Genomic DNA, 26,643 nt, shown 5'->3' on the forward strand with positions numbered 1-26,643 from the left:
AGTGAGTAAGCCTGAACCGGAGCAGGAACAACAACTGGGATTGCTCGAAAGACGGCTAAAGCGCGAAAGGCAAGCGCGGCAGCAGGCTGAGAAGCTGCTGACAGAGAAGAGTGTCGCGCTTTTCGATGCCCTCCAGTCCAGTCAGTCATCACAGAAAAAACTGGAACTGGCGTTATGGGCCTCGCAAGAGTCGTATTGGGAGTGGATGGCACACAACGATACCTTTCAGTTGAGGTCGTTTTCCCTTCGCGGCCAAAGCGAGTCGGTTTGGCAGGGCTCGCCAATCGATTTGCTGTCGCACGTACATGAAGACGATATCACGAATCTTGAATTCCACTGGACGCTGGCGGTACATGGTGGTCGCGACAGAGTGGAAATTGCATTTCGCTTTAAAGTCAGAGAAAGCTTTCAGTGGATGCGACTTCGCGGCCGCGTACTGGAACGTGATGAACATGGTTCCGCCTTGCATGTAGTAGGGACTACCAAGGACATCACCCGCGAAAGAAAAGCAGAGCAATCTTTTCACCTGATGGCATCAGCATTTTCCAGCTCCCGCGAGCCCATGTTGGTGTTGTCTGAGTCGTTGGAAATAAACGAGTGCAATGATGCCTTTTTGCAATTAATCCAGGTTCACTCTCGCGCCGACTGCGTTCAACGGCCACTGACTGCGTTTTTGCTCGATCCAGATAGCAACCTCGATATGCTTCGAACTGGATCGCAAGTCAGGTTTGAATCCGTGGTGACGAACGCGGAAGGAGAGCAGGTATCTGTAGATGTCTCCATCGCGCGTTTTGAAACGCAACACCAGAGCTCCTCCTATCTCATTGCCACTTTGCGAGATATCAGCGAACGAAAATCCAATGAAGCCAGATTGCAAAAGATGGCGCTGCATGACGATTTAACCGGGTTGCGTAATCGTAATGGTCTTCGCGACGCGCTCGAACAGGTTATCAAGACAAACAGGCAGTTTATTCTGGCGTTTATCGATCTTGATGGATTTAAGCAAATTAATGATACCGCCGGGCACGAGCAAGGTGATGCTATGCTAAAACGCATCGCTGATTTGCTCACTGCCGAATTCAGTAATGATAATCAGGTTACGCGGTGGGGCGGTGATGAGTTTGTCGTCGCGCTGACAGCGGTGACGCTTGATCAGGCTCGCAACATGTGTAGCCGTGTCATTGAACTTATTGAGTCAATTACCCTGGATATACAGGGAACCGAACTTCGCCTGTCTGCCAGTATTGGTATTGCCGAATATCCCCTGCACGGTGAGAGCATCGATACGCTTATTCAAAACGCCGACGCGGCGATGTATCAGGCGAAAACAACCGGTAAAGGCAGAGTGAACACGTACCAGGAAGGTTTGCTGGAAAGCATTAAGGAGCGTGTCAGTCTGCTTAGCGATTTGCGCCGTGCTGTGAGCCATCATGCTCTGGATTTTTATATTCAGGGCAAGTACGACGGGAGCGGCGTGCTAAAAGGGGGAGAGGTACTCTGCCGCTGGCATTCTTCGATTCACGGCATGGTGTCTCCAGTCGTTTTCATTCCGCTGGCAGAAGCACACCAGCTCGATTCTGACATTGGCTTGCAAGCCCTCGAAGCAGCCTGTGATTATATCAGCATGATGGAAACGCAGGGGTTGAGTATTCCGTTGTCGATAAATATCAGTGCCAATCAGTTGCTTGATAAAGAGTTTGCGTCAAGAGCAGCAGCCATTTGTGACTCCTGTGATATTGCGACATCGATGATTGAAATAGAAATTACAGAGTCCATCTTTATGCGCGATGAACGCAGTGCTGTGAGAAGTCTTGAGACGCTCCGGGAAGCCGGGTTTTCGTTGGCGCTGGACGATTTCGGTACCGGTTTTTCATCAATAAGCTACCTGCGCAAATTTCAGTTTCAGGTGGTGAAGGTAGATCGTAGTTTAATTCGTGACATCAATCACGACAGCAAAGCCTTGTCTTTACTCAAAGGCGTGTTGGCGATGCTGCAGGGGCTTCGACTTGATGTTGTGGTAGAGGGTGTTGAAAGCGAGTCTTACATTCCTCTGTTACAGGACTGCGATGTGGATTTGATGCAGGGCTTTTACTTTGACAGGCCGATGCCTTTTGAGCAGTTCATGGCAAGGCAACACGCTGCAAGTACGTTCTGATTGCTAACCTTTAAGCTGCGCCAGCTTTGCTTGATGTTGTCCCACTTCACCTTTGCGAAGCTGGCTTGTCAGCATTTGAAAATTCACGCGCTAAGTCAGCGAAAAGCATTGCGGTTGATACAAGCTCTGGTGCATAAGCGCAGGGTCACTGACGAATGGTCAAAAACAAAAAAAGCTGCCTTGGGGCAGCTTTTTGCTTTTGTGCTAAAGCGCGTTTGGTCACAGCCTACTTGGCGTTTGTGCTCTCGAAGATTTTATCTGCAGAGGCAGCGACAAAGCCTTGGTACAACTTGCCATCTGGCATCGCATAGCGCTGCGCAAATTCATAGAAGCAACTTGGAATGGCGATAGTCTCTTCGCCAAAGTCGACGTCAGCACGGTCGGCCATGGTGGATGATTGTGCCAGGTGCACGTCTTTGCCACCCTTAATTTCTCCACCAGACGTGTTCAGTACGAAACCGGCTTCCTTAAGCAGTGTATTCACTTCTGACAGCTCATTGGTCTGAGACAGGTGATTCACGCTCACGGTGAAGTGATTGGCGCGGAAGCCCCATGCGGCAAGCCATGCTGCATACTCAGATTCGTTCAGCAGGGTATCGTAATCGGCTTTCGTGATATCCCAATGACGGCCTGAATACAGAAAGTTGTCTGCCTCGACCACTTCCGGGTTCATTTGATCTACCAGTTTGTGAATGATTTGCTGCGCCTGTTCAGACAGCTCGTCAACACGCAGTTCACTGATAAATACTTTAGGCTGCGTATCGTCCGGGTGCTCAAAATGCTTGGCATCCAGTTTCTTCGCTTCGAAGTCATACTGGCCTTTCTCTTCATAGCCTAATGCCAGAAAGTGAGCAGCCAGTTTGTCCAGACGGGTTTTGTCCAGCTTGAAGGTACGAAACGCCACGTGATCATTCACAATCTCGTCGCCTGACTCTTCACCTAACAGCAGCTTATGAATCTTGTGAGCTGAAGGTGTAATGGTCACATAATCGTCCCACATGTGGGAGAACAAAGTATCGATGTTGCTATGCATCTGACAATTATCCTTAATAGATTACAGGGTAAGCCCTGGATTTAACGCACCGGGAAGCGCCACCTTGTCCAGCTCGACAGACGCAACCGGGTAGGCGCAGTAATCTGCCGCGTAGTAGGCACTGGCACGATGGTTGCCACTATCACCGATACCCCCGAACGGTGCCGCGCTGCTGGCGCCTGTAATGGGACGGTTCCAGTTTACAATACCGGCACGGATGCGCTGGAAGAAGTAACGATAATCGTCTTCACTATCACCGATGAATCCGGCTGACAAACCAAAGCTGGTGTTGTTGGCTTCTGCGATCGCGGCATCGAAGTCTTCGTAGCGAATAACCTTAACCAGCGGGCCGAAGTGCTCTTCGTCCGGCATATCGTTGATAATATCCGTGACATCAATAATGCCCGGTGTAACAAAGCCTTTGTTTTCATCTTTCTGTTCAAGACGCACCAGCACATTCGCGCCGGCTTTTTCCAGAGAAGCTTGTGCACTTACCATCATGGCAGCAGCATTGGCCGAAATCATGGCGCCCATGAAGGGTTGGTCCTCAGCGTCGTACTCACCCACTTTGATGTTTTTCGTCACTTCGATAAAGCGTGCCAGTAGCGCATCGCCCTGCTCACCCTTAGGAATAAACAAGCGGCGGGCACAGGTACAGCGTTGACCTGAGGTGACAAAGGCCGATTGCACGATATCGTGCACCGCGGCGTCAGTATTTTCCACGTCTTTGACGATAAGCGGGTTATTCCCCCCCATTTCCAGCGCAAGAATTTTGCCCGGATGTCCGGCAAATTGCTCATGCAGAATTTTCCCTGTGCGTGAGCTCCCGGTGAAGAACAGACCATCAATTCCGGCATGGCTGGCCAGCGCTTTGCCGGTTTCAACCTCACCCTGAACCAGGTTGAGTACGCCTTTGGGTAATCCGGCTTTATCCCACAGCTTAACCATTTCTTCGGCTACCAGCGGGGTTAAATCGCTAGGCTTAAACACGACGGTGTTACCGGCAAGCAAAGCCGGAACAATGTGGCCGTTTGGCAGGTGCCCCGGGAAGTTGTAAGGGCCGAAAACCGCAACCACACCGTGAGGCTTATGACGAATAAACGCCTGGCCTACCGGCATTGGGTTTTCTACCGTACCGGTACGTTCAAAATAGGCTTTCTCGGAGATACCAATTTTGCCCATCATGGCGCCCACTTCGGTCGCGGTTTCCCACTCAGGTTTGCCGGTTTCTTTGGCAATGACCTTGGTAAGGTGAGGCTTATTCTCTTCTAACAGCGCACCGAAGCGCTTAATGATTTCCAGGCGAGCTTCTACGGTCATGGCTGCCCACTCTGGTGCAGCGTCACGGGCAGCGCGAATGGCCGCATCGACCTGTTCAGGAGAAGCAGACATGCCTTCCCAAATGACGGCATTTTTCGCTGGATCGACAGATTTTAACGGGTGTCCGTTACCGGCCTGCCATTCGCCGTTTATATAATGTGTAGTTTGCATGTAGGGTCCTGTAATTAGTCTCTGAATTTCACCGGAGCGAACCGGACTGCATCACCTTCTTTGATATTGAGCGCTGCGGCTGCCTGACGTGACAATACGGCAACCTGCTGCTCTTCGCTCACTGCCATTTCGGTCGCGACAGCGCGAAAATCTTTTACAGAGGTGTTTATGATGTAGCTGGTCTGTCCCTGCGCTGCGGTTTGATCGTCAATAACCACCGGCAACTTGCGACTGGCCTGTGCCGTACGTACATGGCTGAGGTTGGCTTCTACCGTCGGACCAGCGTCGAAGATATCGACGTAACCACGACAACTAAAGCCTTCTTCCTGCAGTAGTCGCAGTGCGGGACGCGTTTTGTCATGCACTTCGCCAATCACTGCCTGCGCTTTTTTGCTGAGCAGGTTCACGTAAATCGGATACTTTGGCATCAGCTCGGCGATAAACACCTTATTACCGATGCCGGACAAGTAGTCTGCGGTTGGGAAGTCCATTGAGAAGAAGTGCTCTTCCAGCCACTCCCAAAACGGAGACCGGCCTTGTTCATCACTGACGCCGCGCATTTCCGCAATGACGGTTTCCGCGAAACGGTGACGATGCTCCATCATAAACAGAAAACGAACTTTTGACAGGAAACGGCCGTTAATGCCGCCTCGTGCCTGCTCCCGCAGAAACAGGGTGCAGATTTCCGTCACGCCCGTGTAGTCATTGCAGAATGTGAGTATTTCCGCGGTATTGTGAATCTTAAGCTCACGGGATGAATGCACCACTTTCCCCAGGTGATAGTGGTAAAACGCATCATCCAGGCCCACAGCAGCTTCAATGCCGCTGGTGCCTACCACCTGACCGGTTAGCGTATCTTCCATAACGAAAAGATACGATTCGTTGCCGGGCTGAGTGACATTTTTGTCAAAAGAGTTGGTGGCACGGTCAATTTTGCGGTGCAACAGCTCCTCGTTTACCGGTAGCGACGTAAAGCCGATACCGGATTCTTCAGCAATATCATACAGCGCAGCATAGTCGGCCGATGTGATTGGGCGAATAATATTCATAAACGCTTACTCAACAAAAAGTGTAATTACTTCGCGCTAGCGACGGTGGCGACAGCACGTTCGAAGCGAGCCATACCTTCTCTGATATCTTCTTCAGGAATAATCAGTGACGGCGCGAAACGAATGACGTTCATGCCAGCAACTAGACACATTAGTTTTTCGTCTGCTGAGGCAACCAAAAAGTCACGGGCACGGCCCTGGTAATCGTCGTTCAGGGCGCAGCCAAGCAGCATGCCTTTACCGCGGATTTCACTGAAAACGTGGTACTTGTTGTTGATGTCGGCCAGTAGCTCACGGAACAACGCTTCTTTTTGAAGTACACCTTCCAGTACCGCTGGGTCGTTTACGATATCAAACGCCTTTTCTGCAACCGCACAAGCCAGTGGGTTACCACCATAGGTACTACCGTGAGTACCTGGCTTCAGGTGTGCTGCGATGTCAGTGGTAGTTAGCATGGCACCAATTGGGAAGCCGCCGCCCAACGATTTTGCAGTCGTCAGAATATCTGGTGTGACACCAAGGCCCATGTAGGCATACAGGTGACCGGTACGACCCACACCTGACTGAACCTCATCGAATATCAACAGTGCGTTATGCTTGTCACATAATTCACGGACACCTTTGACGAAGTCTGCATCCGGAGAAATAATACCGCCTTCACCTTGTAGTGGTTCCATCATTACCGCACAGGTGTTGTCTGAAATCAGCTTTTCAAAGGCTTCAAGATCGTTATAGTCACAGTGATCAACGGCACCAGGTTTAGGCCCAAAGCCGTCAGAATACGCTGCCTGACCACCTACTGTTACGGTAAAGAATGTACGGCCATGGAAACCTTTATTGAATGCAATAATCTGGTTTTTGTCTTCGCCGTGCTTATCCAGAGCCCAGCGACGAGCCAGTTTCAAAGCGGCTTCGTTGGCTTCAGCACCAGAGTTAGCAAAATACACTTTGTCGGCAAAGGTGGCGCTGGTCAGTTTTGATGCCAGGCGCAAAGCCGGTTCGTTAGTGAATACGTTAGACAGGTGCCACAACTTGTTGCCCTGCTCGGTCAGTGCTTTTACCAGTTCAGGATGGCAGTGACCCAGCACGTTTACGGCGATACCGCCGGCAAAATCGATGTACTCTGCACCATCCTGGTCCCATACACGCGACCCTTCGCCGCGAACCGGTACCATACCTGCCGGGTTGTAGTTGGGGACCATGACTTCATCAAATGTTGCGCGAGTTACCTTCATCTTTTTTACCTCTATGTGAGCGTCGTTTTCAGGGCCAATTGGCGAAAGTTCCGACGCGAATAGTGATCGGAATAGCGTGGTAGTATGCCATTTATTCAACACAATGTCTTCCCTGTATGCCTCTGAAGCCCTTGATTTTCAAGGGTTATGGCTTAATTTGCAGGAAAAGTGAATAACTATCTATTTAACGGGAAAAACAACAGATTAGACCATTCGGCTGAACGGCTTTACGTTGTTGGAATGTGCCGGGAAACAGCAACCGCAGGGCTGCGGTTGCATGAATATCCACAAAAAATTAACTGTTTTCTGACGAAGAGATAACCGGTAACTGAAAAATATCTACTTCTTTTAACGCTTCAAGCGCACCGGAAGGGTATTTACGCTGAACAAACAGCGGCTTGAGCTCTTTTTTCTCGACGACGCGAAGTTGATACGCCATACGAACCTGCGCATAGTGACGGGCCTGAGCCAGCACATCTGCAAGGGTATCGGAGTCAGCTTTTTCTTTGTTAGCAATGCTGCGCATAGGAGCAACAATCCCCAGTCGCTTGAAATGCATATGTTCAAAAATATCAGCGCTCACATTATCTGCATATTCGTTTTGCAGCGCTATCAGATAGTTCGCAGAGGGGCGTATTTTTAACAACGCGTCATGCACATCGCGCTGACGGTTGCGTTGCGCCTCTTCCAGCATGGTGCGTTGCACACTGTCAAAAAGTCGGAAATACAACCGCGTAATGGCGCAGCGTCCCAGGTTAGACAGCATGCCAAGTGTGTAGGCATCCATGGGTTTAACCGACGTGAAGCGTGCTAGCTCACGTGCAGCAACAGCGGTTCCGTTAGCGTACTGAAGAAGCTTATGCTTGATCTGCGGATACGGGTCGGTGATTTGCGGTAGTGTTCTTTTGAAGACAAGTGATGGCAGAATAATCCGCAAATTCTCAATGCCAATGAAACTGAGCGCTGTGCGGAGCGACTCTACCACAATAACCCGCCCTTTTGAGTCGCGACGACGATGGGCTGGCGAATTCACAATCTGCATCAGCTCATCATACAGCCACGGTTGTGCAGCGGCATAATGTTCGATTCGTGATATGGTGGCGGTACGCAAAGAGAGGGTGTCGAGCATGTCAGCGGTATCGTCAGATAATGACAATACTTTCTGATAGAGGTTTTCGGAACTCTCCAGCTGCATATTGAGCTCATGCATGACCAGCTCATGCAGGTCAAAACGCACGCTGTCAATAAAAGACGCTTCGTGCTGTTCCTGCAGCGCTTTATTCTTAATTGCCACTTTTTCAACATGAAGGAGTTCGCGGCGAGCGTCTCCCTGTTCTGACTCTTCGAAACTTACTTCGCCAGGACTACGACGCCCCAGCATTTTAAATACACGTTCCTGTGCAATAAGAAGATTGTCGAAGCGCTCATCAAAAGCGGGCAACGACTTATCGTCCGTCATGGTAAAAAAGCTCCTGCGTGTCGATGCTGCCTGCGGCACGAGACTAACTGCATACATATAATGTCTTCCGAATAATCAGATACTACCTGTATTTATCGGAAAAAGTGAACAGACTTTAACTTTTTATACTTAAGAACAATATATTCGTGAGATAAGCCTGCTGATAACAGAAGCGTCAGGCTGTTTTTTTGAACCGACTTGCCTGCTTTAAAAAATTGTCCAGAATGGCATGGCCATACTCGGTCAGCAGCGACTCCGGATGGAACTGAACCCCCCACACCGGCAGAGTTTTGTGTGACACAGCCATAATCTCACGGTAACCATCCTCATGTTCGCACCATGCATCTACCTGCAGTGACACTGGCAAGCTTTCAGGGGCAATTACCAGTGAATGATATCGCGTAGCTAAAAAGTTGCTGGGAACCTGCTGAAACAGTTCTGTACTCTTATGAAGCACCGCTGAAGTTTTACCATGCCGGATTTCCCGGGCACTGGTCACGGTGGCACCGAATACCTGTCCTATTGCCTGATGTCCGAGGCATACACCCAGGATGGGGATCGTGCCTGCAAAGCGGGCAATGACGTCGAGGCTGATACCCGCATCATCGGGCGTACACGGACCAGGCGATATGACTAACTGCTCGGGGTTAAGCGCTGATATTTCTGCCAGTGTAATGGCATTGTTGCGGACGACCTCAACCTCACAACCCAGTTCGCGGAAATACCGCGCCAGGTTGTGTGTGAACGAGTCAAAGTTATCTATAAGTAGCAGCATGTCTCAGCCGGAGAGATTGGTCAGGGCTTTTTAATAAAACCAACGGCATCATAAACTTTTTCAAGTGTTTCTGATGCGCGTGCAGAGGCTTTTTCCGCACCTTGTTTCATGACGCTGTCCAGGTAGGCGCGATCTTCACGCAGAGCTTTGAACTTTTCCTGAATAGGCTCAACTAATGCAACCACCGCATCAGCAACATCGCCTTTCAGGTGGCCGTACATTTTATCTTCGTACTCTGGAACAAGGCTATCAATCGATTTGCCGGTAGCAAGTGATAATAGGGTTAGCAGATTGGACACGCCGGGCTTTTCTTCCGGGTTGAAGTAGATGCGCGCCTGCTCATCAGAGTCTGTTACCGCACGTTTTACTTTTTTCGCCAGCTTCTTCGGTTCTTCCAGCAGACCAATGTAGTTATTCGGATTGGTATCCGACTTGGACATCTTGCGATCCGGCTCCTGCAGGCTCATGATGCGCGCGCCAAACTCAGGAATATACGGATCAGGCAGGGTAAGAATGTCGCCGTAAAGGTTGTTAAAGCGAGTCGCGATGTCGCGAGTCAGCTCCAGGTGCTGCTTCTGATCTTCACCTACAGGCACTTTGTGCGCATTATAAACAAGGATGTCGGCAGCTTGCAGCACCGGATAACTATAAAGACCCACATTGATGTTGTTAACGTTCTTGGCTGACTTGTCTTTAAACTGGGTCATGCGGTTAAGCTCACCCATTTGGGTGTAGCAGTTCAGCACCCAGGCAAGTTGCGCATGTTCAGGAACGTGCGACTGCACAAACAAGGTGCTTTTTTCAGGATCGATGCCACACGCCAGATATAACGCCAAACCATCCAGGCAAGCGTTATAAAGCTTTTCAGGTTCCTGACGAACGGTAATGGCGTGCAAATCAACCAGCATATACAGGCAGTCATGATCATCCTGCATGGAAACCCACTGCTTCAGCGCACCCATATAGTTGCCTAATGTGAGTTGTCCTGAAGGCTGGCAGCCGCTTAATACAATGGGTTTGTTGCTCATGGTGTGTTACCTGTAAAACTGTAAATTATGTGGTTTATGCTGTTTCGGTGTGAGCGATTTCTTGTCGCATCGCGCGGATGACATCCGCGTAGTCATCCGCGTTGAAAATCGCAGAGCCGGCAACAAACATATCGGCACCGGCTTCAGCAATTTCGCGAATGTTATCGACTTTTACGCCGCCGTCAATTTCTAATCGAATATCCCGCCCGCTTTCTGCGATACGTTGCTTCACCAGGCGAACTTTATCCAGTGTTGAAGGAATGAAGGCTTGACCGCCGAAGCCCGGATTAACCGACATCACTAACACGTGATGTAACTTGTCCATCACATGATCGAGATAGCTTAGCGGTGTCGCTGGATTGAGTACCAGTCCTGCCTCACAGCCGTGGTCTTTTATCAGTTGTAGTGAACGGTCGATATGCTCAGAGGCTTCCGGATGAAAGCTGATGTAACTGGCTCCCGCTTTGGCGAACTTCTCTATCAGATCGTCAACGGGTTTTACCATCAGGTGAACATCGATGGGAGCAGTAATCCCGTAATTTCTCAACGCTTCACAAATCATCGGCCCAAACGTCAGGTTTGGTACATAGTGGTTATCCATCACATCAAAGTGAACGATATCTGCCCCGGCTCGCAAAACCGCATCGACTTCCTCACCGAGTCTCGCAAAATCAGCTGACAAAATGGAAGGAGCAATTAAACACTTAGCCATAGCCATTCCTTATCTCTAAACCACGCTTGAAAACGTCAAATATCAGGGCGATTGAACCTGTTGCATAGAAGCAGGTTGAACAAAGTAGCGCCTGCTTATGCACCCTGTGAAAGTGAGCACAGAGTGTACCGAAAAGCCATGGGCTTAAAAAGCGAAAAACCTGCACTGTTTCAGTGAGGGCGCTGCATTTTGGTGCAATTTTAATCATCTCCCCTGGTGCCGCGTTATTGTGTGAGTATTTTGAGGTGAATAAAAATTCATGAAAAACAGCTGTTTATCCATTTTTTGTGGCAAAAATAATTTGTGGTGTGGTTGGGCATCACTTTTGCGTAGTAGGGGCATAAGAACAAAAAGACAGAAAAGTTAAGAATATCAATTTAATAAATCCAACGGAGAACACACATGAAAACATTGAAAATGTCAGCGTTGGCAGTTGCCATAGTCGCTGCAAGTGGATTGAGTCAGGCGCAGGCTGCCGTAGAGGCTAACATCGGTGTTACCAGTAATTACCTGTGGCGTGGCGTTACACAAAGCATGAATGATCCATCAATTTCTGGTGGTGTCGACTATTCGCATGAGAGCGGTTTTTATGCGGGAACCTGGATTGGAACAATTGATTGGGGTGCAGGCGGCGCGACTGAGAACGACTACTACTTAGGCTACAGTGGCGCGTCAGGTGATTTCGGTTACGATGTCGGCTACATCTATTATAACTATCCGGCAACTGGCTACGAAGATTCAGACTTCGGCGAAGTTTACTTTAACGGTAGTTATATGGGCTTTGGCTTTGGTGTGGCTTACACAGTTAACTCACAGGTTGCTGACGGCTCACTGTTTGATACTGGCGATATCTACTACAATGTTTCTTACGGCTGGGATCTGCCAAACGAGTTTGCTCTGGGTGTAACTTATGGCTACTACGACTTCGATTTGGGTAGTGATTCAGACTATGGTCACTATCAGTTGGACCTGTCGAAGGGCGATTTCACCCTGACAGTATCAAAAGCTGACGATGAGTCAGGTGACGACGATACCAAATTCGTTGTTAGCTGGGGTACGTCTTTCTAAGACACCTTGCAGGGCGTATGCCTTTACCACGTTGAATCTTGTCTGGCGCCACTTTTTAGTGGCGCTTTTCATTTTGGGGCAAGCAAAATCTGAAGGAAGCACTGAGGTTACACGAGGTGAGTCACGAGACAATACGAAGCGTAGTAAGTACTGGCACATTGTACAGTTCTCGAAATTTTAATGAATAATCAGTTGTCGAAATATCTGTTTGCAATATAATGAGGTTACTTTTTAAGCGTATGGCAATGCTCAGGATGACATTAAAAACCTGTACAACATTATCGGTTGCAGTGGCTGGCGTAGGATTCGCCGGTCTGGTGGCGTTCACCGAACCGGATACTGTTTGCGAGTTTCAGCCTTTAACGGAATATGATAATCGCTTACCAGCCAGCCACGTACAAAATCAGTGCGTGGGTGCCAATCATGGCGAAGTGAGTTGGGTATCCTGGATATCAGGTCGATCGCTCTCTTACGAATTTCATTACCTTGATTTGCTGGAGCTGCTGCACGGCGGCAGTAACGACACCGATTTTTCAACGCCAAAAGGCCAGTAGTGGGCGATTCCGCTAAACCTGGACTTTTCTCCGTAATCTTAAGCGTACTGGCCAGTGCGTTTGGTGTACAAAGCCACAAAAATTACCAGCGTGATTTCCAGCAAACATCGCCAGTGGTGTACATTGCCGTTGGCGTGGTGTTTGTCGTAATATTTGTAACGTTACTGGTTCTTTTGGTTCGTTTCATTGTAAGTTGAACGACGCTTACACCGCTACGGATAGCGTATCTTATCTACAAACGACTTTTCTGACGTATCTGCAGTGCTTCATTGCTTTGTCTCTTAATTTTAGCGGGCGCTTTTTGTTGTATTTTCGCTGACATGGGCCCTGATGACGTATTTGGAAAGCGTTAGCTAGCTAGTGCGTTGGGCGCCTTCACCCGCTAACAGCTATGACAGAGCTGTAACCAAAAGACATTGACGAAACCTCGTCAGCGCACAATGGCCTTTATCAGGGAAGGGTAATGTGGGTTGCGTTTGCGGCTACGGTTTTGGCCTTCTTGCGAGAACGTGCTGGCTTTCCGGGAGCTGACTCATTAGGCGGAAAATAAGCAAGAATTTCTGCAGCGGGTTTCCGCAGGGCGCCATTTTGACTAATAGAGCGTTTGACGGAGAGCATATCGAAATCTGCCCCCTTGTACAGTTCGCGTGTAAGAGGAAGATCATGATTCGAAATCAATACCGGTATTCCACGTACTGCTGAGGCTCTGTGTGCCAATGCTGCGAGTTTATGTTGAGCGTCATTGCCAAAGCTTCGCGCGGCATAACTGGTAAAGGCGGCTGTCTTGCTCAGCGGCGCATAGGGCGGGTCGCAATAAATCACATTTCCCCGTCGTGCGCGGCTGAATACTTTCTCAAACGGCAGGCAGGTAAAGGTTGCATGCTGTGACTTCTCGGCAAATACCAGCATTTCTTCTTCAGGAAAATAGGGTTTTTTATATCTGCCAAAGGGCACGTTGAATCGTCCCGCCAGGCTGTATCGACACAAGCCGTTATAACCATGTCGGTTGAGGTACAAAAACAACACGGCGCGATAGTAATCGTCAGTTGTCGTGTTGAACTCTTCCCTCAATTCATAATAGATGGCTTCTTTATTTTTACCTGAAGTGAAAAACTGTCTGGCATCGTGGATCACAGCATCCGGTTGTGCTTTTAACAGGTTGTACAGGTTTATAAGGTCAGGATTGATATCGTTTAACAGATAGCGCTTATACTGGGTATTAAGAAATACAGAGCCAGCACCGACAAACGGCTCAATAAGCTTGTTCGCCTGAGGTAACTTGGCTGCAATATGCTCAACCAGACTGTACTTGCCACCGGCCCATTTGAGGAAGGCCCGGTTTTTCTTTTGCATCATGCTCTACTAAAACTACCCGCGCGGAATGTAAGCGGTGGCTTCCAGAATTTCCAGAATGTGCTGAGGCGGCCATGCCAGGTTAAATGACAGACTTTCAGGCACGACAATACCACTCTTATGAAATAGGATTGTATCTGGCATCGGAGATCGCGACAACCTGCAAACTCATCGCTGGCGCGTTTTTATATAAATTGCGACCTACTATTACGTGCAAATACTCTCTGACAGGGAAAAGTCTGGCTGAAATTGCGACCCACAATTGTGAAGACTGACAATGCGCTTAGCGCACTATGCTTCCAACCGGGTCGCATGACCTGACATGGGGTGTGATGGATAGGAAGGCTCTTCTGGCAACGTAGTCTGCTCATGACTCCGTACACAATTTCTGCCAGATGCCTTCGCTTGGTAAAGCGCGGTATCGGCACGGTTGATAAGTGCCTGCTCGTCATAAACAGCATGCGAACTGATAGTGGCAACACCGAAGCTTGCCGTGACACGCACCTCACTGCCATCGTCGAGTTCCATTGCCGATTGCGCAATCGCTTTGCGAAGTCTCTCTGCTACGGTAAGTGCCTGGTTAATAGTGTGGGAGGGAAGAAGCACTGCAAATTCTTCTCCCCCAAACCTGGCGATAAAGTCGGTACTCCGGTTTATTGTCGCGGCCATTTTGTCAGATACATGACGAATACAGCGATCGCCATTAGGATGCCCGTAAGTGTCGTTAAACTGCTTAAAGTTGTCTATATCAATCAGAATTAGACTGATAGGGAGCTGATCCCGCTGCGTGCGTTGCGTATCCTGCTCAAGACGCTCATCAAAGGCGCGTCGGTTTGCAAGCCCTGACAAACCGTCAGTGCTTGCCATCTCATGCAGTGCGGTATTTTGTCTAATCACCTTGTGGTACAGGTGCATGGTTTCCAGCAGCAGGGCAATAAAGACCGCTGACGATGACACCAGACTCAATGCTCTGGACGCATACCAGCCAACACTGAAGCGGGACCCTGAATATATCGCCACCATACCTTCACACGCCGTTGCAAGCATCGCAATAACCAGCCACGCATATATCGCGTTAGCAAGTCTGCCTTTCAGAATAATTGTCAACAGCGCTGCTGTGCAAAGCATCACATTCAGGGGGCCAATGATGTCCAACAGACCAGAGGTAAAAACCGATGTGTCCTTAATAAGCTCAGGGTAGGTGATCCAGCCGAAAATCGTTGGAACGATAGCCAGAAGCGCGATTGTAATTGTTGAACCAAAAATGAGCAGTGCCCAGCTCTAGAATTGATCTGTAACCACCGGGGAGCTGCCATCCAGCAACATGGCGATAGTAACGATGACCGGGAAGCCCAGGTGCCAAAAGGTCCATAACCAGGCGGCTTGTGAATGCTCTGTAGCAATATAGCTGAACTGATCGAACGCGCCGGCAAGCATTGCAACCTGAATAGGGGCAATCAGAACAACCCAGAGGTATGCACAAGAGAGCAAACCAAAGGTTAGAATGCCGGTGTTTCTGAATTGTGAGAAAAGCAGAATTGCAGAAAAGAGTTCAAGAACGAAAACCATGCCGCCGTACGTGCCCAGAAATAAGGGTGACGCAGTGCCTTCTGCACGGCCATTGATAATTGACCAGATACTGGCAACCACAATGAGAAAAGCAACACCCGCCAAAATACCATATTGCAGCGAACCCGGGCGAGAGTTCAGATGGTCGTATTGCGCGCGGCTTCGGGTGTGCAGTGACATATATAAGATCTAGACGATAAAACCATTCGTTACGCACTGGCGAGTCATCTCGATCACAACGCGGTGTATTGCTGTGTGTAGACGCGGTGTTATTTATTCGTATCTACATTAAGCTCATTCAGGATCTGGCTGCCACGTTTTACAAAAGCGTTGTCTCGTCCCTGATACTCAGGCAAAGAGGTGAGTGCCTGGCGTGCTTCCTGTAAAGATCCAAATGGTTGATGGAACAGCAACACGTACCAGTCGCCGCCGTAGCGCTGGGTGCGATAAACGTGAGTAAGTGCAGACAAGTTGTTGTCACTGACGAAGCGGGCGAGCAGCGCTTTATCTTTCATTCCCGCAAGTTGCAACATGAAATCGTTCTGGCGAACACGGTTCACCACAAGATCATTGTCAGCATTTACCGATACGGTTACATCGTTATTTTCACCATTGCTATTGGCGCTGTCGGGCGTTGCGCTTTGAGCAATCGCGTTATCCTCTGGTAAGGCCTGCGTTTCAGACGAGGGCGCTGTCTCCAGATTCTCTGGGCTGGTATTGAGGTCAGGGGCCACAACTGCTGCCTGGTTATCGGTTGCCTCGACGGGCTTATCCTCAGACGGCACAGTCGTGGTTAAGGCATTTCCATTGCTTTCAGGTAGCGGGTCGTCCACCTTCGTCGAGCTGGTTTGTGTGCGTGGAAGTGCATCAACAGCGTCGTCCCATTGCGTGACTAACCGGGAACTGTTGTCCTGATCGGTCGATGTTTGTGGACGGGTCAACGGTTGATTTTCGTTAGCATCTGGCGTGGCCTGCGCTTGTGGCGCGGCGATTCTATCGAACGCCGAGCCCGGTGCAACAGTATTGTTATCGGCATTGACCGTCTCACTTTTTATTGGCGAAAACAGCGAGCTGATATCGTCGCCGTATTGCCATGCTATCAGCGAGCCAAATAAACTCAGGAAAATCATCACCACCGCAGCGATAAACCACGGCGACTTCAGTAGGGGAGTAAAAGATTGCTGAGACTGACTGTAGCGTCTGGCCATATGCTGTTGAAAGTCTTCCCGTCTGCGGGCTATCAGCTTATCTAAGTCAGAGCTTTCGGGCTCCGAGTGCACAGACTGGCTGCTTATCAACAGCGGCGTATCGGTATTCTTAGCAGGAAGCCACTGTTTAGCATTCTCGGCCCACGTGGTCTCCCCGAATAACAACACGTTCAGGTGCTGCTTATTACCCGCAAACCGACTTTGTAACACTAAATCCCAGAGTTCCTGAAGCAATCTGTCAGGCATATGCTGTGCCTGCGTTAGGGTAATAAGGATTGGACCTTCATGCTGGTTGAGTGATGACAGCAGTTCATTCAAGGGCCTGACGTAGCTGCCAACGACCTGACCTAGCAGTTGCCTGCATAGCTGCCGACGGTAATCTGAGAGCTCCATGTCGGGCTCGGCGGTGACGTAGGCAATTTCGGTATCGTCGTGCTGTTGGAAGACAAACGCTTCCAGCGTACGTTGTTGCTGCGCAATAGAATCACCACTGACAAAGATCAGTTGCGACGAATAATTGACTAAATATTCCAGTCTTTCATGCAGTTCAGAATGCACGAGCGTACCCTCAGCGTCTTTGCCTGTTGGTCAGTCAGGCCGATAGACCGTTAGTGAAGGCATCTTTTGGTTTCAGGCAAGCACAGCCGTGAGGATCTCATCGGTGACGTCTTTGGTCACTACCGCTTTACCAATGTGTTGCGGAAGCACAAACCGAATATTGCCCGCTTCGACTTTTTTGTCGCGCTTCATATGCTTAACGTAGTCGGCTTTGGTCATGCTTGCCGGGCCTTTCACTGGCAAATCAAATGCGAGGAAGAGGTCGCTGACGCGACGGGTTTCCGACGCTGTAAACCAATCAAGATGCATTGCAGTGTTACAAGCAATTATAGTACCAGCTGCTACTGCCTCACCATGTAGCCAGTTGCCATAGCCGAGTTCGGCCTCAATGGCATGGCCAAAAGTGTGCCCAAGGTTAAGTATGGCACGCAATCCACCCTCGCGCTCATCCTGCGCTACCACCTCAGCTTTAATTTCACAGCAACGCTGAATTGCCTGAATTAACGGCGCCTGCTCCTGCGTTTTCAGTGCGTCAGCATTCGCTTCCAGCCAGCTGAAAAAATCGGCATCATAAATAATGCCGTACTTGATAACTTCTGCCATGCCGGCACTGAATTCGCGAGCCGGCAGCGACCGCAAGGAGTCGGTGTCTATTGCTACGAATACCGGTTGGTAAAAGGCACCAATCATGTTTTTACCCAGCGGATGATTTACCGCGGTTTTACCTCCTACTGAGGAGTCGACCTGAGATAACAATGTGGTAGGCACCTGGATAAAAGGCACCCCGCGCTGATAGGTCGCCGCGACGAAACCACAAAGGTCGCCGATAACACCGCCACCCAGCGCAATTAGCGTGGTATCGCGGGCAGCGTTCATCTTCAGCAGGCGGGTCATTACTACGCCAAACTGATCCAGCGTTTTATACTGCTCGCCATCTGGCAGAATGATGGTTTCAACCTGTTTGTCACCACAGCACGCCTTAGCCTGCTCCAGATAGAGTGGGGCAACGGTTTCATTAGTCACAATGACGGCGAGAGGACCCTGAATATAGGGCACAAAAAAGCCGGGCTGGCTGAGCAGTCCGGCTTCAATTTGTATTGGGTAACTACGCTCTCCAAGTTCCACAGTTAAGGTTGACATGGGCGTAGCTCCTCTTTCTATAGGTTATAAACCGATTTTGCTGATGATTTGGTTTGCAACGGAACGTGCAGACTGGTCGTCGGTATCTACTACGTAGTCTGCTACTTCTTCGTACATAGGATTACGCTCTTGAGCCAGATCGCGAAGCACTTGTTCCGGGTCGCCGTTCTGTAATAATGGGCGACGCTTATCGCGTTGTGTGCGTGCTACCTGTTTGTCGATAGTCGTTTGCAGATACACCACAATTCCACGCGCTGACAAACGGTTGCGTACTGCTTTATTAACCACAGAACCGCCTCCGGTTGCAAGTACAATTCCTTGCTTGTCTGTCAGATCATTAATAACAGTCTCTTCGCGTTTGCGAAAGCCATCTTCACCTTCCAGGTCGAAAATCCAGGCAATATCGGCGCCAGTGCGTCGCTCGATCTCCTGATCGGAATCATAAAACTCAAGGTGAAGTTCATCTGCCAGGTGTCTGCCTATAGTGCTCTTGCCCGCACCCATAGGGCCAACCAAAAAGATATTACGTTTTTCAGCCATATTTGCTTATATCACAACTTTTCTAATGTTAGGGGTGGTGTGTTAGGAAAACGCTGTCTGGCCACCCATTCATTCATGCTTATTTTACCGTTCAATAAGCACTGCGCCTTTAACCTCGCTTTAATTTCGAGAGCGGGATTATCTCAGTTTACTGCAAGGCGTTGCAAGTTTTGTTGAACCCTAATTCTAACTCTTTAAAAATCAGATGGTTAAAATGGTTTAGTGAAAGAAAAAGGGCGCTAACCAGCACCCTTCAACGAAAACATATTTATATACAGCCTGATTCTGACGGTATTGTCCTTGCTTAAAGCGTTTCAGCGACGATTTTCGGTGTTACGAAAATCAGCAGCTCTCGCTTCTGGTAAAGCTTCCCGGTGTTGCGAAACAGCGCACCCACAACCGGAAGGTCGCCAAACAGAGGAACCTTGCTGACATCATCAGTATTGATTTGCTGGAAAATACCACCCAGCACAACGGTTTCGCCGTTTTCGACCAATACTTGCGTTTTGATCTCCTGAGTATCAATTGCCACGGCAGGGCCGGTGGAGGTAGATACCGTCTCGCCACGAGTATCCTGCGTTACAACCAGGTCAAGAATGATGCGGTTATCCGGTGTAATATGTGGCGTGACTTTCAGGCTCAGTACGGCCTTTTTGAATTCTACTGATGTCGCACCACTTGATGTCGATTGTACATAAGGAATTTCAGTACCCTGCTCAATGTAGGCTTCCTGCTGATTCGCCACAGTAATGCGTGGACTGGCGATAATCTCACCTTTATTCTCTGATTCCAGCGCAGAGAGCTCAAGGTCAAGAATAGTACCATCAACCAGACTGGCTATCTGGAATCCAATGCGACCTGCAGGACTGCTTACCGGCAGATTCACATTCAAGCGATCACTGATGCTGGGGATGGTGCCGCCCGCTATGGTTTGCGCCCCTTCAATAGAACCTGAGACACCATCATCGTCCTGACGGTCACTGAAGCCCCAGCGCACGCCAAGTTGTTCGTCGATATTGTCACGTACCGTTACCATGCGGCTTTCAATTAATACTTGCTTAACCGGTATATCCAGCGAGTCTACCAACTGGCGAGCTTCGTCAATCGACTCCTGCGTGTCTCGCACCAGGATCGTATTGGTTCGTTCATCCACCGTCACGGAACCACGCTCGGTCAAAATACCACCCTCTGAGGTTTTCAGTATGGTCGCAAGGTTTGCGGCTTTCGCGTAATTCACGGTAATGCTGGCGGATTTCAGCGGCGCCAGATCGGCTACCTGCTTTTTCGACTGCAGTTGCTGTGCTTCGCGCGCTGCCAGCTCTTCAGAGGGGGCAATCAGCAAGATGTTGCCGTCTAATCGCTTATCCAGGCCTTTTACTTTCAGGATCATGTCTAACGCCTGATCCCAGGGAACACCGGTCAGGCTAATAGTAACGTTGCCAGATACGGTATCGGTAGTGACAAGGTTAAATCCGTTTACCTGCGCGATAATTTGCAGCACCTTACGTACCGGTACGTCCTGGAAGTCCAGTGACAGCGGCTCACCGGTGTATTTGGTGCTTTGGTCCAGCTCTGCAATTTCTTCATCAGTCATCGGCTGGATTTCCACACGTAGTGTATTATCCTGCTCTGAGTTGCGGGCAAAGACCCGGCCTTCATAAGAAATTACAACCCGTGAGGCTTCTTCATCCTGAAACGTTTCAATGGTAGAAACCGCAGTGCCAAACTGCATGACATCCAGCTCCACCAACTGATCTTCTGCCAGCTCCACGCGCGGTAAAATCACAGTGAGCTGCCCTTTGGACTCAATCAGCTGAGGGTTGCCCTTGCTGCCATCGAAAGTCAGGGTAGTAACTGCTGTATTGTTTGCAGCCCGGGTGAATCCAATGTCGGTTAGCGTGGCATTAAATACCTGTTGTGATTCTGCGTACGGATCCAGCAGTACCGGCTCTTCTTGAGCATGAACCGGCTCGGCAAACACCTGAAACAGAAATAACGCCACGGCAGAACCGCTTAGCCACACCCATTTGTTGCTGCGTCTGTTTAGCTTTTTATTAAAAATATATCGTTCAGACATTACCATTTTCTCCTGCTGCCGAGGCTTGCGTCAGCGTCGTCTCTTTACGTTGCCAGCAACCCGCTCCGTCAGGCAGCAATTGTTCGATCACTACTTCATTTTGGTTGACAGATTTTACTTCGCCATGGAATAAGCCAACGTGGCTCCCAATAGTTGCTTTGTATAACCCGCCATCATTTGTTTTGAACAGCGCCCAGCGCTTGCCCTGAGAGGTAAAACTTCCCGACAAGGACAACGCATCAAGGCCATATTCTTCGAGCTTTTCTTTCTGTCGACTGAAATCCGGCTGTAAACAGTTGGCTTTTTGAACCACCTCTGTTTGCGTTTGTTTATTTCTCGGACGCACAAACGGGCTTCTCAGCTCCTGTGCTGCGTAAACAAACGCCGGCTGCTCTGCAAACTCAGGGTAAGGCTCAATAGATACCTGTGTGGTTTGTTTCACCTGCTCCGTATAGGTTTGCAGGTCGTCCAGCTTCGGTGAGCAAGCAGCCAGTGCGCCTACGCAGAGCGCCAACAATACGACACGTTGCGGGGTTCTCATTGATTACCCCCTTGCGTGCCATCGTTAGCCGTGCGGTAGGTTTTTGCCTGCAACTGCAGCCGCAGCTCATCACTCTGGTTATCGATTGTAAAATCGTGCAACGTTACGATACGTGGTAAGTCCGCGATTTTCGAGACAAATTCACCAAAATTATGATAACGGCCAGACACTTCCATCTCGATTGGCAGCTCAGTATAAAACTCCTTTGGAATCTCCTGCTGCCAGTTCAGCATTTTAAAGTTTAGTCCGGATGTAGTGCCTACGTAAGTGATATCGTCCAGTAAGCCAGGTGTTTCGTTGCTTGTGGGTAGCGATTTCAGCATCGAAGAAAAATCCTCTTCGATACGCGCAAGCTGCTCTTTATAAGCTTCAAGGTTAACCGCAATCCGGTATTTTGCTTCAAACTGTAATTTTAACTCCTGCTCCTTTACCTCGGCTTTATCGAGAATGGGTAGCTTTGGACTAATCAGCAGATAGTAGCTCAGCGCGCCGATAACAATGGCAACGAAAGCGGTTACAACAATTTTGACTTCTTGAGGCCAGATGGCGATTTGTTCGAAGTCGAGTTCGTTTAGCTCTTTTAATTTTGAGGCGTCAAATTTCATCTTATTTTGCCTCCTTCGTTGTGGCTACCGGGTGCACCGGCGCAACCAGCGGACTAATACCAAATCTCAGATTAAACTCGCTAATCGCATCATTCGCATTAGTATCGGCGACAATGGAAGATAAATCGCCGCCAGTGAATACTTTTGATGCCTCCAGTTTACGCATGAAGTCTGACAACCGGTTGTTCGATTCACTAATACCTTCTATCTCGATGATATTGCCAGTGCGACGCATCGATCTGAATGACACGCCAGGCGGAACAATACGGGCAAGTTCATCGAACACTGTCGGGGCAGTATTCCGGCTTGCCTGAAGCTGTTCAATAAGTGCCATGCGACGTTCAATTGCGGTTTTACTTTCTTTAATTTTCTGGATTTCCTGAATTTGCTGATCAAGCACGGAAATTTCTTTTTCCAGATAGGCGTTCCGGGCATTCTGATGCTTAATTTGCTGATCAATAGCTTGTCCGATAAACCAGAAAATCAACCCGACGATTGCCGCGACCGCGACCATGCCGAGCAGGTATTGTTTCTTCTGATGCTGACGCTGCTCTTCACGCCAGGGAAGCAGGTTTATATGTGCCATGGCGTAAAACTCCGACTCGCTAGCCCGGCAGCAATAGCTAACTGCGGTGCGATTTCCTGTAGTTGAGTGGCATCCAGTTTAGAATTGATATTCATGCCTTCAAAAGGATTGAATACCTCAACATCAATGTCGAATTCCTGCTGCAGAATTTCAATGAGTGGCGACAGTACGGCTGCACCGCCACTAAAAACAATTTTAGATGGTCGTTCGGCGTGCAGCGTTGTCATATACATCTGCAACGCCCTGTTGATATTTTGCTGCAGGTTGGCCGCAAAAATGGGTAGCGTGTCCTCGACCCAGGTAGAGGGGAGGGTATGGCTTAGTAATTGTCGCTCTGCCTCTTCGCGCTCAATCATGTGAATGGCAGCCAGGTCGTTGATCAGTGCATTTAAGCCAAATGCATGTTCTTTGCTGTATGTGACGTTACCGTTTTCTACCACGCATACCTGAAGCAGAGAAGCGCCAACATTAATGCAGCATACTGGCTTCCCTTCTTCACCACCGTGATAAAAGAAGTCGATAGCATTTCCTAAAGCGTACCCTTCAACGTCCACAATCTTTGGCTCGAAGCTGGCTTCGCGAACAACTACGAGACGCTGATCCACCTGATCTTTGTGCGCGGCAGTTAACAACACATCGACTTTGCCCACATGGGTTTTACTTTCGCCCATCTCTTCGAAATCCAGGTAGACTTCATCCAGAGGGTAAGGGATCAGGCTGTCGGCTTCGATTTCAATCTGATTTTCCAGTTCAAAATCGTTTTGGTCCGGCTCCATATAAACCACCTTACTGATTACCGAGCTTCCTGCCACAGCGACTGCTATTTGTTTGACACGCGTATTAAGAGACTTCTTAAGTTTCTTAAGGGCAATGCTTAACGGCTCGAAATCTTTGATTTCGCGCTCCTGAAAAGCATTTTTGGTAATTGGCTCACAGGCATAACCCTGCAGCGCATAACCATCACCGGACTGTTCTAACAGCACAGCTTTTATTTGACGCGTGCCTATGTCTACGCCCACAATGGGGGGCAATTTTTTCTTAAACAGCGATTTCATGTGCTGGTGTCCGAATTCATAGGTGACTTCTCTACCTTAGGATATTACGCAACTTTTTCGTTATTTATGGTTCTATTAACGACACATACGTATAAAAATATAAGTCATTTTGGCAAATTTGCCTTGGTATCATTATTTCGTGAAGTACATTAAACCCCTCTTTTTTATTGTAATCGTCCTCGGAGTACTAGGAACGGCTGCGCTCGTAGGTATTTATTTTTATATCAAACCTGACCTGCCCAGCGTCACTGTTCTGAAGGATGTTCGTCTGCAAACTCCCATGCGCATTTACACGCATGATGGAAAATTGATCTCTCAGTATGGTGTTAAACGGCGGATCCCGGTAGAACTTGAGGATGTGCCGCAGCAACTTATTGATGCTGTGATAGCCACCGAAGACAGTCGCTTCTATGAACATAAAGGTATCGATCCTATCGGTATCGTTCGGGCAGGCGTAAATTTGTTGATTACCGGTGAAAAGCAACAGGGTGCGAGTACGCTAACCATGCAGCTTGCCAGGGGCTTCTTTCTTACACGTGAGAAAACCTACATTCGTAAGATAAAAGAAATCTTTATCGCCCTGCATATGGAGCAGGAACTGACCAAAGATGAAATCCTCGCACTTTACCTGAATAAAATAGAGCTAGGACATCGCGCCTTTGGTTTCGGCGCGGCCGCCCAGGTCTATTACGGCAAGCCGCTGAAAGATCTTAATCTTGCGCAACTGGCGACCATCGCCGGACTTCCTCAGGCACCATCCGTACTAAATCCTATCAGCCGACCAGATCGTTCCGTTGAGCGTCGCCGCATTGTTTTGATGCGAATGCTGGATGAAGGTTTTATCACCAAACAAGAATTTGACGAGGCGGCCAACGCGCCTGTTTCTGCTCGCAAACATGGCGCCGAAATTGAAGTAGACGCCCCTTACCTCGCCGACCTCATTCACTCTGAAATGGTTGAGGTGTATGGCAAAGAAGAGGCAGAAACCGGTGGCTATCAGGTTTACGCCACAGCGCCTTCCGACCTGCAGATAGCAGCGCAAAACGCTGTAGTGCGGAACCTTCATGATTACGATGAACGTCACGGGTATCGCGGGCCACTGGACTATTTCTGGAATGCACCCGCAGACCCTGATGCCGGGTCTGAAAGTACCACAGAGAATGTCGACGAGGCCGACAAGCAAGATCAGCAACGGCCTGCATTGAGAGACCAATGGGACACCGAAGCCATGGTAAGCGCGTTGGCTGACTATGATGAGATTAAACCGCTGATGCCCGCCGTAGTGCTTAAGGTTAATGAGAAATCCATTGATACTCTGGATAAGTACGGCGAGCAACGGACGATTGAATGGGAAGGACTTGACTGGGCACGCGAATATATCACCGACAGCCGGCAAGGGAATGAGCCTGAGACCGCAAGCGACATTCTGGTTGATGGCGCAGTTATTTATATTCGTAAACAGGAAGGAGCCTGGCGACTGGCGCAGATGCCGGAAGTCAGTGGTGCATTTGTTGCGCTGAATCCACACAATGGTGCCGTACAGGCTGTTGTCGGCGGATACAGCTTCTATCAAAGCCAGTTCAACCGGGCGACACAGGCGAAGCGCCAGGTGGGCTCTAATATCAAACCTTTTGTGTATTCGGCGGCGATAGAAAATGGCTATACGCTGGCATCTATTATTAACGATGCCCCGATTAATCAATGGAATGCAGCAACCGGTGTAGCCTGGCGACCACAGAATTCGCCGGCGGAATACGATGGCCCAATTCGAATGCGCGTGGCGCTGGGTAAATCGAAAAACGTGGTCTCTGTTCGTTTGCTTCGCGGCGTGGGCTTACAACAAACTGCCGATCACCTCACGAAGTTTGGTTTTAATCGCGACGACATTCCACTTGATGAGACGGTTTCGCTCGGGTCTGGCTCTCACACCCCGCTGGAAGTGGTGCGTGGTATGTCTGTCATCGCCAATGGGGGCTTTCTGGTCCGCCCGCACTTCATCGACCGCGTGCTGGACGAGCAGGGGGAATTATTGTGGAAAACCCAGCCGGTTTGGGCATGCGACCCGTGTACCGATGACACCACGACAGAGGAAACAGAAATCCCGGTAGATGATATTGAGGCGCGCCTTGCTGCTGAGCTCAACCAAAACGGCGTGGTTACCAGCGAAAATGAAGACATGAAAGTGTCTGCTCCGCAGGTTATTTCTCCCCAAAATGCCTTTCTGGTGGGTGAAATGATGCGAACCGGCGTGCGTGCAAACGGCAACTGGAGTAAGAAAACCTACTGGCTGGGAACTGGCTGGCGGGCCCGCAACATTCTTCAAAGAACAGATATCGCCGGCAAAACCGGTACGACTAACGACTCCCGCGACACGTGGTTTAGTGGATTCCAAAAAGATCTTGTGGCCACAGCGTGGGTAGGTTTTGATGATATGAACCGCCAATTGGGACGGGCAACCCGAAACCAGAACCTGATTAACCGTGATCCAGAGAAGTTCAATTGGATAGGTAATGCGCTGATTGGCACCGAGGATGGTGCCAAAGCAGCAGGCCCGGCATGGATCCGGTTTATGGAAGTTGCTTTGGCAGATAAACCTGAAACCCCAATGCCGATCCCTGAAGATATTGTGCGTGTTCGTATTGATCGTACCAGTGGGAAGTTGACCAGAAGGACAGACCATACGACACTATTCGAATATTTTATTCAGGGTACCGAACCGAATGTCTACGTTCGTGACGATGACGTGGTAGACCCTGCCGATGAAGAAGAAACCGAAACACCTGAGCCAGAAGAGATTTTCTAACCTACGCAAAAGCTGGCTCAGGCACTACAATTGCCTGAAAATATATTCG

24 protein-coding genes and 1 pseudogene are annotated in these 26,643 nt (G+C 49.4%); 5 read left to right on the forward strand and 20 right to left on the reverse strand.

All coding sequences use genetic code 11. The features are described from left to right. Position 1 precedes the first annotated feature (1 nt). Entirely contained in the window at positions 2 to 2,155 is a 2,154-nt protein-coding gene (locus ACLBLI_RS01980; RefSeq protein ID WP_414829507.1) for a putative bifunctional diguanylate cyclase/phosphodiesterase, read from the forward strand. A 226-nt stretch (positions 2,156 to 2,381) separates the two neighbouring features. On the opposite strand, the gene ACLBLI_RS01985 is transcribed toward ACLBLI_RS01980, so the two are convergent. From ACLBLI_RS01985 to rpe, 8 genes are all read right to left on the reverse strand, one after another. After that, positions 2,382 to 3,188: a DUF1338 domain-containing protein gene (locus tag ACLBLI_RS01985; protein ID WP_414829508.1), complete on the reverse strand. Its 807-nt coding sequence runs from the start codon at positions 3,186 to 3,188 to the stop codon at positions 2,382 to 2,384. Positions 3,189 to 3,209: 21 nt separating this feature from the next. After that, positions 3,210 to 4,679, reverse strand: coding sequence for a succinylglutamate-semialdehyde dehydrogenase (gene astD, locus ACLBLI_RS01990; RefSeq protein WP_414829509.1), 1,470 nt, complete (start codon positions 4,677 to 4,679; stop codon positions 3,210 to 3,212). A gap of 14 nt (positions 4,680 to 4,693) precedes the next feature. After that, a complete protein-coding gene (astA, locus tag ACLBLI_RS01995) occupies positions 4,694 to 5,728 on the reverse strand; it encodes an arginine N-succinyltransferase (RefSeq protein WP_414829510.1) in 1,035 nt (344 codons plus the stop codon). A gap of 26 nt (positions 5,729 to 5,754) precedes the next feature. Continuing rightward, entirely contained in the window at positions 5,755 to 6,963 is a 1,209-nt protein-coding gene (locus ACLBLI_RS02000; protein WP_414829511.1) for an aspartate aminotransferase family protein, read from the reverse strand. Between the two features lie 295 nt (positions 6,964 to 7,258). Continuing rightward, a complete protein-coding gene (locus ACLBLI_RS02005; RefSeq protein ID WP_414829512.1) occupies positions 7,259 to 8,422 on the reverse strand; it encodes an HDOD domain-containing protein in 1,164 nt (387 codons plus the stop codon). A 175-nt stretch (positions 8,423 to 8,597) separates the two neighbouring features. Next, entirely contained in the window at positions 8,598 to 9,197 is a 600-nt protein-coding gene (locus ACLBLI_RS02010) for an anthranilate synthase component II (RefSeq protein ID WP_414829513.1), read from the reverse strand. Positions 9,198 to 9,217: 20 nt separating this feature from the next. Next, positions 9,218 to 10,225, reverse strand: a complete 1,008-nt coding sequence (trpS, locus tag ACLBLI_RS02015) for a tryptophan--tRNA ligase (RefSeq protein ID WP_414829514.1) — start codon at positions 10,223 to 10,225, stop codon at positions 9,218 to 9,220. A gap of 34 nt (positions 10,226 to 10,259) precedes the next feature. After that, positions 10,260 to 10,937, reverse strand: coding sequence for a ribulose-phosphate 3-epimerase (rpe, locus tag ACLBLI_RS02020; protein ID WP_414829515.1), 678 nt, complete (start codon positions 10,935 to 10,937; stop codon positions 10,260 to 10,262). A gap of 402 nt (positions 10,938 to 11,339) precedes the next feature. Between rpe and ACLBLI_RS02025 the strand changes: the two genes are divergently transcribed. The 3 genes from ACLBLI_RS02025 (at position 11,340) to ACLBLI_RS02035 (ending at position 12,756) form a co-directional block, all read left to right on the forward strand. After that, positions 11,340 to 12,005: a TorF family putative porin gene (locus ACLBLI_RS02025; RefSeq protein ID WP_414829516.1), complete on the forward strand. Its 666-nt coding sequence runs from the start codon at positions 11,340 to 11,342 to the stop codon at positions 12,003 to 12,005. A 254-nt stretch (positions 12,006 to 12,259) separates the two neighbouring features. Then, positions 12,260 to 12,559, forward strand: coding sequence for a hypothetical protein (locus tag ACLBLI_RS02030; protein WP_414829517.1), 300 nt, complete (start codon positions 12,260 to 12,262; stop codon positions 12,557 to 12,559). Continuing rightward, positions 12,559 to 12,756, forward strand: a complete 198-nt coding sequence (locus tag ACLBLI_RS02035; protein ID WP_414829518.1) for a DUF2970 domain-containing protein — start codon at positions 12,559 to 12,561, stop codon at positions 12,754 to 12,756. Before ACLBLI_RS02030 ends, ACLBLI_RS02035 begins: the two co-directional genes overlap by 1 nt. Positions 12,757 to 13,009: 253 nt before the next feature. Here the strand turns inward: ACLBLI_RS02035 and ACLBLI_RS02040 are convergent, their stop codons facing one another. From ACLBLI_RS02040 to pilM, 12 genes and pseudogenes are all read right to left on the reverse strand, one after another. Then, positions 13,010 to 13,915, reverse strand: coding sequence for a Dam family site-specific DNA-(adenine-N6)-methyltransferase (locus tag ACLBLI_RS02040; RefSeq protein WP_414829519.1), 906 nt, complete (start codon positions 13,913 to 13,915; stop codon positions 13,010 to 13,012). A 12-nt stretch (positions 13,916 to 13,927) separates the two neighbouring features. Continuing rightward, complete coding sequence (locus ACLBLI_RS02045; protein ID WP_414829520.1) at positions 13,928 to 14,056, reverse strand: hypothetical protein; 129 nt, start codon at positions 14,054 to 14,056, stop codon at positions 13,928 to 13,930. Positions 14,057 to 14,203: 147 nt separating this feature from the next. Next, the gene (locus ACLBLI_RS02050) at positions 14,204 to 14,827 is read right to left on the reverse strand and encodes a GGDEF domain-containing protein (RefSeq protein WP_414830882.1); all 624 of its coding nucleotides are present in this window, start codon (positions 14,825 to 14,827) and stop codon (positions 14,204 to 14,206) included. A 48-nt stretch (positions 14,828 to 14,875) separates the two neighbouring features. Continuing rightward, positions 14,876 to 15,661: pseudogene (locus ACLBLI_RS02055) on the reverse strand (MASE4 domain-containing protein); the annotation flags it as partial. A gap of 89 nt (positions 15,662 to 15,750) precedes the next feature. Next, the gene (locus ACLBLI_RS02060) at positions 15,751 to 17,247 is read right to left on the reverse strand and encodes an SPOR domain-containing protein (protein ID WP_414829521.1); all 1,497 of its coding nucleotides are present in this window, start codon (positions 17,245 to 17,247) and stop codon (positions 15,751 to 15,753) included. Positions 17,248 to 17,319: 72 nt separating this feature from the next. After that, on the reverse strand, positions 17,320 to 18,387 hold the full coding sequence (gene aroB, locus ACLBLI_RS02065) for a 3-dehydroquinate synthase (RefSeq protein WP_414829522.1): 1,068 nt from the start codon (positions 18,385 to 18,387) through the stop codon (positions 17,320 to 17,322). 24 nt (positions 18,388 to 18,411) lie between these two features. Beyond that, the gene (gene aroK, locus ACLBLI_RS02070; RefSeq protein WP_218309200.1) at positions 18,412 to 18,927 is read right to left on the reverse strand and encodes a shikimate kinase AroK; all 516 of its coding nucleotides are present in this window, start codon (positions 18,925 to 18,927) and stop codon (positions 18,412 to 18,414) included. Positions 18,928 to 19,231: 304 nt separating this feature from the next. Beyond that, a complete protein-coding gene (locus ACLBLI_RS02075; protein ID WP_414829523.1) occupies positions 19,232 to 21,004 on the reverse strand; it encodes a type IV pilus secretin PilQ in 1,773 nt (590 codons plus the stop codon). Beyond that, positions 20,997 to 21,545, reverse strand: a complete 549-nt coding sequence (locus tag ACLBLI_RS02080; protein WP_414829524.1) for a pilus assembly protein PilP — start codon at positions 21,543 to 21,545, stop codon at positions 20,997 to 20,999. The genes ACLBLI_RS02075 and ACLBLI_RS02080 overlap by 8 nt, the downstream gene beginning before the upstream one ends. After that, the gene (locus ACLBLI_RS02085; protein ID WP_414829525.1) at positions 21,542 to 22,150 is read right to left on the reverse strand and encodes a type 4a pilus biogenesis protein PilO; all 609 of its coding nucleotides are present in this window, start codon (positions 22,148 to 22,150) and stop codon (positions 21,542 to 21,544) included. Before ACLBLI_RS02085 ends, ACLBLI_RS02080 begins: the two co-directional genes overlap by 4 nt. 1 nt (position 22,151) lies before the next feature. Continuing rightward, positions 22,152 to 22,736 (reverse strand): PilN domain-containing protein, encoded by a 585-nt coding sequence (locus ACLBLI_RS02090; protein ID WP_414829526.1) that lies wholly within the window; start codon positions 22,734 to 22,736, stop codon positions 22,152 to 22,154. Continuing rightward, positions 22,724 to 23,791 (reverse strand): type IV pilus assembly protein PilM, encoded by a 1,068-nt coding sequence (gene pilM / locus ACLBLI_RS02095; protein ID WP_414829527.1) that lies wholly within the window; start codon positions 23,789 to 23,791, stop codon positions 22,724 to 22,726. Before pilM ends, ACLBLI_RS02090 begins: the two co-directional genes overlap by 13 nt. A 139-nt stretch (positions 23,792 to 23,930) precedes the next feature. On the opposite strand from pilM, the gene ACLBLI_RS02100 reads away from it, so the two are divergent. Continuing rightward, complete coding sequence (locus ACLBLI_RS02100) at positions 23,931 to 26,594, forward strand: penicillin-binding protein 1A (RefSeq protein WP_414829528.1); 2,664 nt, start codon at positions 23,931 to 23,933, stop codon at positions 26,592 to 26,594. The last annotated feature ends 49 nt before the right edge of the window (positions 26,595 to 26,643 follow it).

Origin of the sequence: Alteromonas sp. H39 (genome assembly GCF_047556435.1) — a bacterium.
Lineage (GTDB): Bacteria > Pseudomonadota > Gammaproteobacteria > Enterobacterales > Alteromonadaceae > Alteromonas.

What these genes read in the sequence shown, in the direction of transcription:
- ACLBLI_RS01985 (WP_414829508.1), bottom strand. Translation starts at nt 3,188, where the DNA reads ATGCATAGCAACATCGATACTTTGTTCTCCCACATGTGGGACGATTAT.
- astD (WP_414829509.1), bottom strand. Translation starts at nt 4,679, where the DNA reads ATGCAAACTACACATTATATAAACGGCGAATGGCAGGCCGGTAACGGA.
- astA (WP_414829510.1), bottom strand. Translation starts at nt 5,728, where the DNA reads ATGAATATTATTCGCCCAATCACATCGGCCGACTATGCTGCGCTGTAT.
- ACLBLI_RS02000 (WP_414829511.1), bottom strand. Translation starts at nt 6,963, where the DNA reads ATGAAGGTAACTCGCGCAACATTTGATGAAGTCATGGTCCCCAACTAC.
- ACLBLI_RS02005 (WP_414829512.1), bottom strand. Translation starts at nt 8,422, where the DNA reads ATGACGGACGATAAGTCGTTGCCCGCTTTTGATGAGCGCTTCGACAAT.
- ACLBLI_RS02010 (WP_414829513.1), bottom strand. Translation starts at nt 9,197, where the DNA reads ATGCTGCTACTTATAGATAACTTTGACTCGTTCACACACAACCTGGCG.
- trpS (WP_414829514.1), bottom strand. Translation starts at nt 10,225, where the DNA reads ATGAGCAACAAACCCATTGTATTAAGCGGCTGCCAGCCTTCAGGACAA.
- rpe (WP_414829515.1), bottom strand. Translation starts at nt 10,937, where the DNA reads ATGGCTAAGTGTTTAATTGCTCCTTCCATTTTGTCAGCTGATTTTGCG.
- ACLBLI_RS02025 (WP_414829516.1), top strand. Translation starts at nt 11,340, where the DNA reads ATGAAAACATTGAAAATGTCAGCGTTGGCAGTTGCCATAGTCGCTGCA.
- ACLBLI_RS02030 (WP_414829517.1), top strand. Translation starts at nt 12,260, where the DNA reads ATGACATTAAAAACCTGTACAACATTATCGGTTGCAGTGGCTGGCGTA.
- ACLBLI_RS02040 (WP_414829519.1), bottom strand. Translation starts at nt 13,915, where the DNA reads ATGATGCAAAAGAAAAACCGGGCCTTCCTCAAATGGGCCGGTGGCAAG.
- ACLBLI_RS02045 (WP_414829520.1), bottom strand. Translation starts at nt 14,056, where the DNA reads ATGCCAGATACAATCCTATTTCATAAGAGTGGTATTGTCGTGCCTGAA.
- ACLBLI_RS02050 (WP_414830882.1), bottom strand. Translation starts at nt 14,827, where the DNA reads ATGCACCTGTACCACAAGGTGATTAGACAAAATACCGCACTGCATGAG.
- aroB (WP_414829522.1), bottom strand. Translation starts at nt 18,387, where the DNA reads ATGTCAACCTTAACTGTGGAACTTGGAGAGCGTAGTTACCCAATACAA.
- aroK (WP_218309200.1), bottom strand. Translation starts at nt 18,927, where the DNA reads ATGGCTGAAAAACGTAATATCTTTTTGGTTGGCCCTATGGGTGCGGGC.
- ACLBLI_RS02075 (WP_414829523.1), bottom strand. Translation starts at nt 21,004, where the DNA reads ATGTCTGAACGATATATTTTTAATAAAAAGCTAAACAGACGCAGCAAC.
- ACLBLI_RS02080 (WP_414829524.1), bottom strand. Translation starts at nt 21,545, where the DNA reads ATGAGAACCCCGCAACGTGTCGTATTGTTGGCGCTCTGCGTAGGCGCA.
- ACLBLI_RS02085 (WP_414829525.1), bottom strand. Translation starts at nt 22,150, where the DNA reads ATGAAATTTGACGCCTCAAAATTAAAAGAGCTAAACGAACTCGACTTC.
- ACLBLI_RS02090 (WP_414829526.1), bottom strand. Translation starts at nt 22,736, where the DNA reads ATGGCACATATAAACCTGCTTCCCTGGCGTGAAGAGCAGCGTCAGCAT.
- pilM (WP_414829527.1), bottom strand. Translation starts at nt 23,791, where the DNA reads ATGAAATCGCTGTTTAAGAAAAAATTGCCCCCCATTGTGGGCGTAGAC.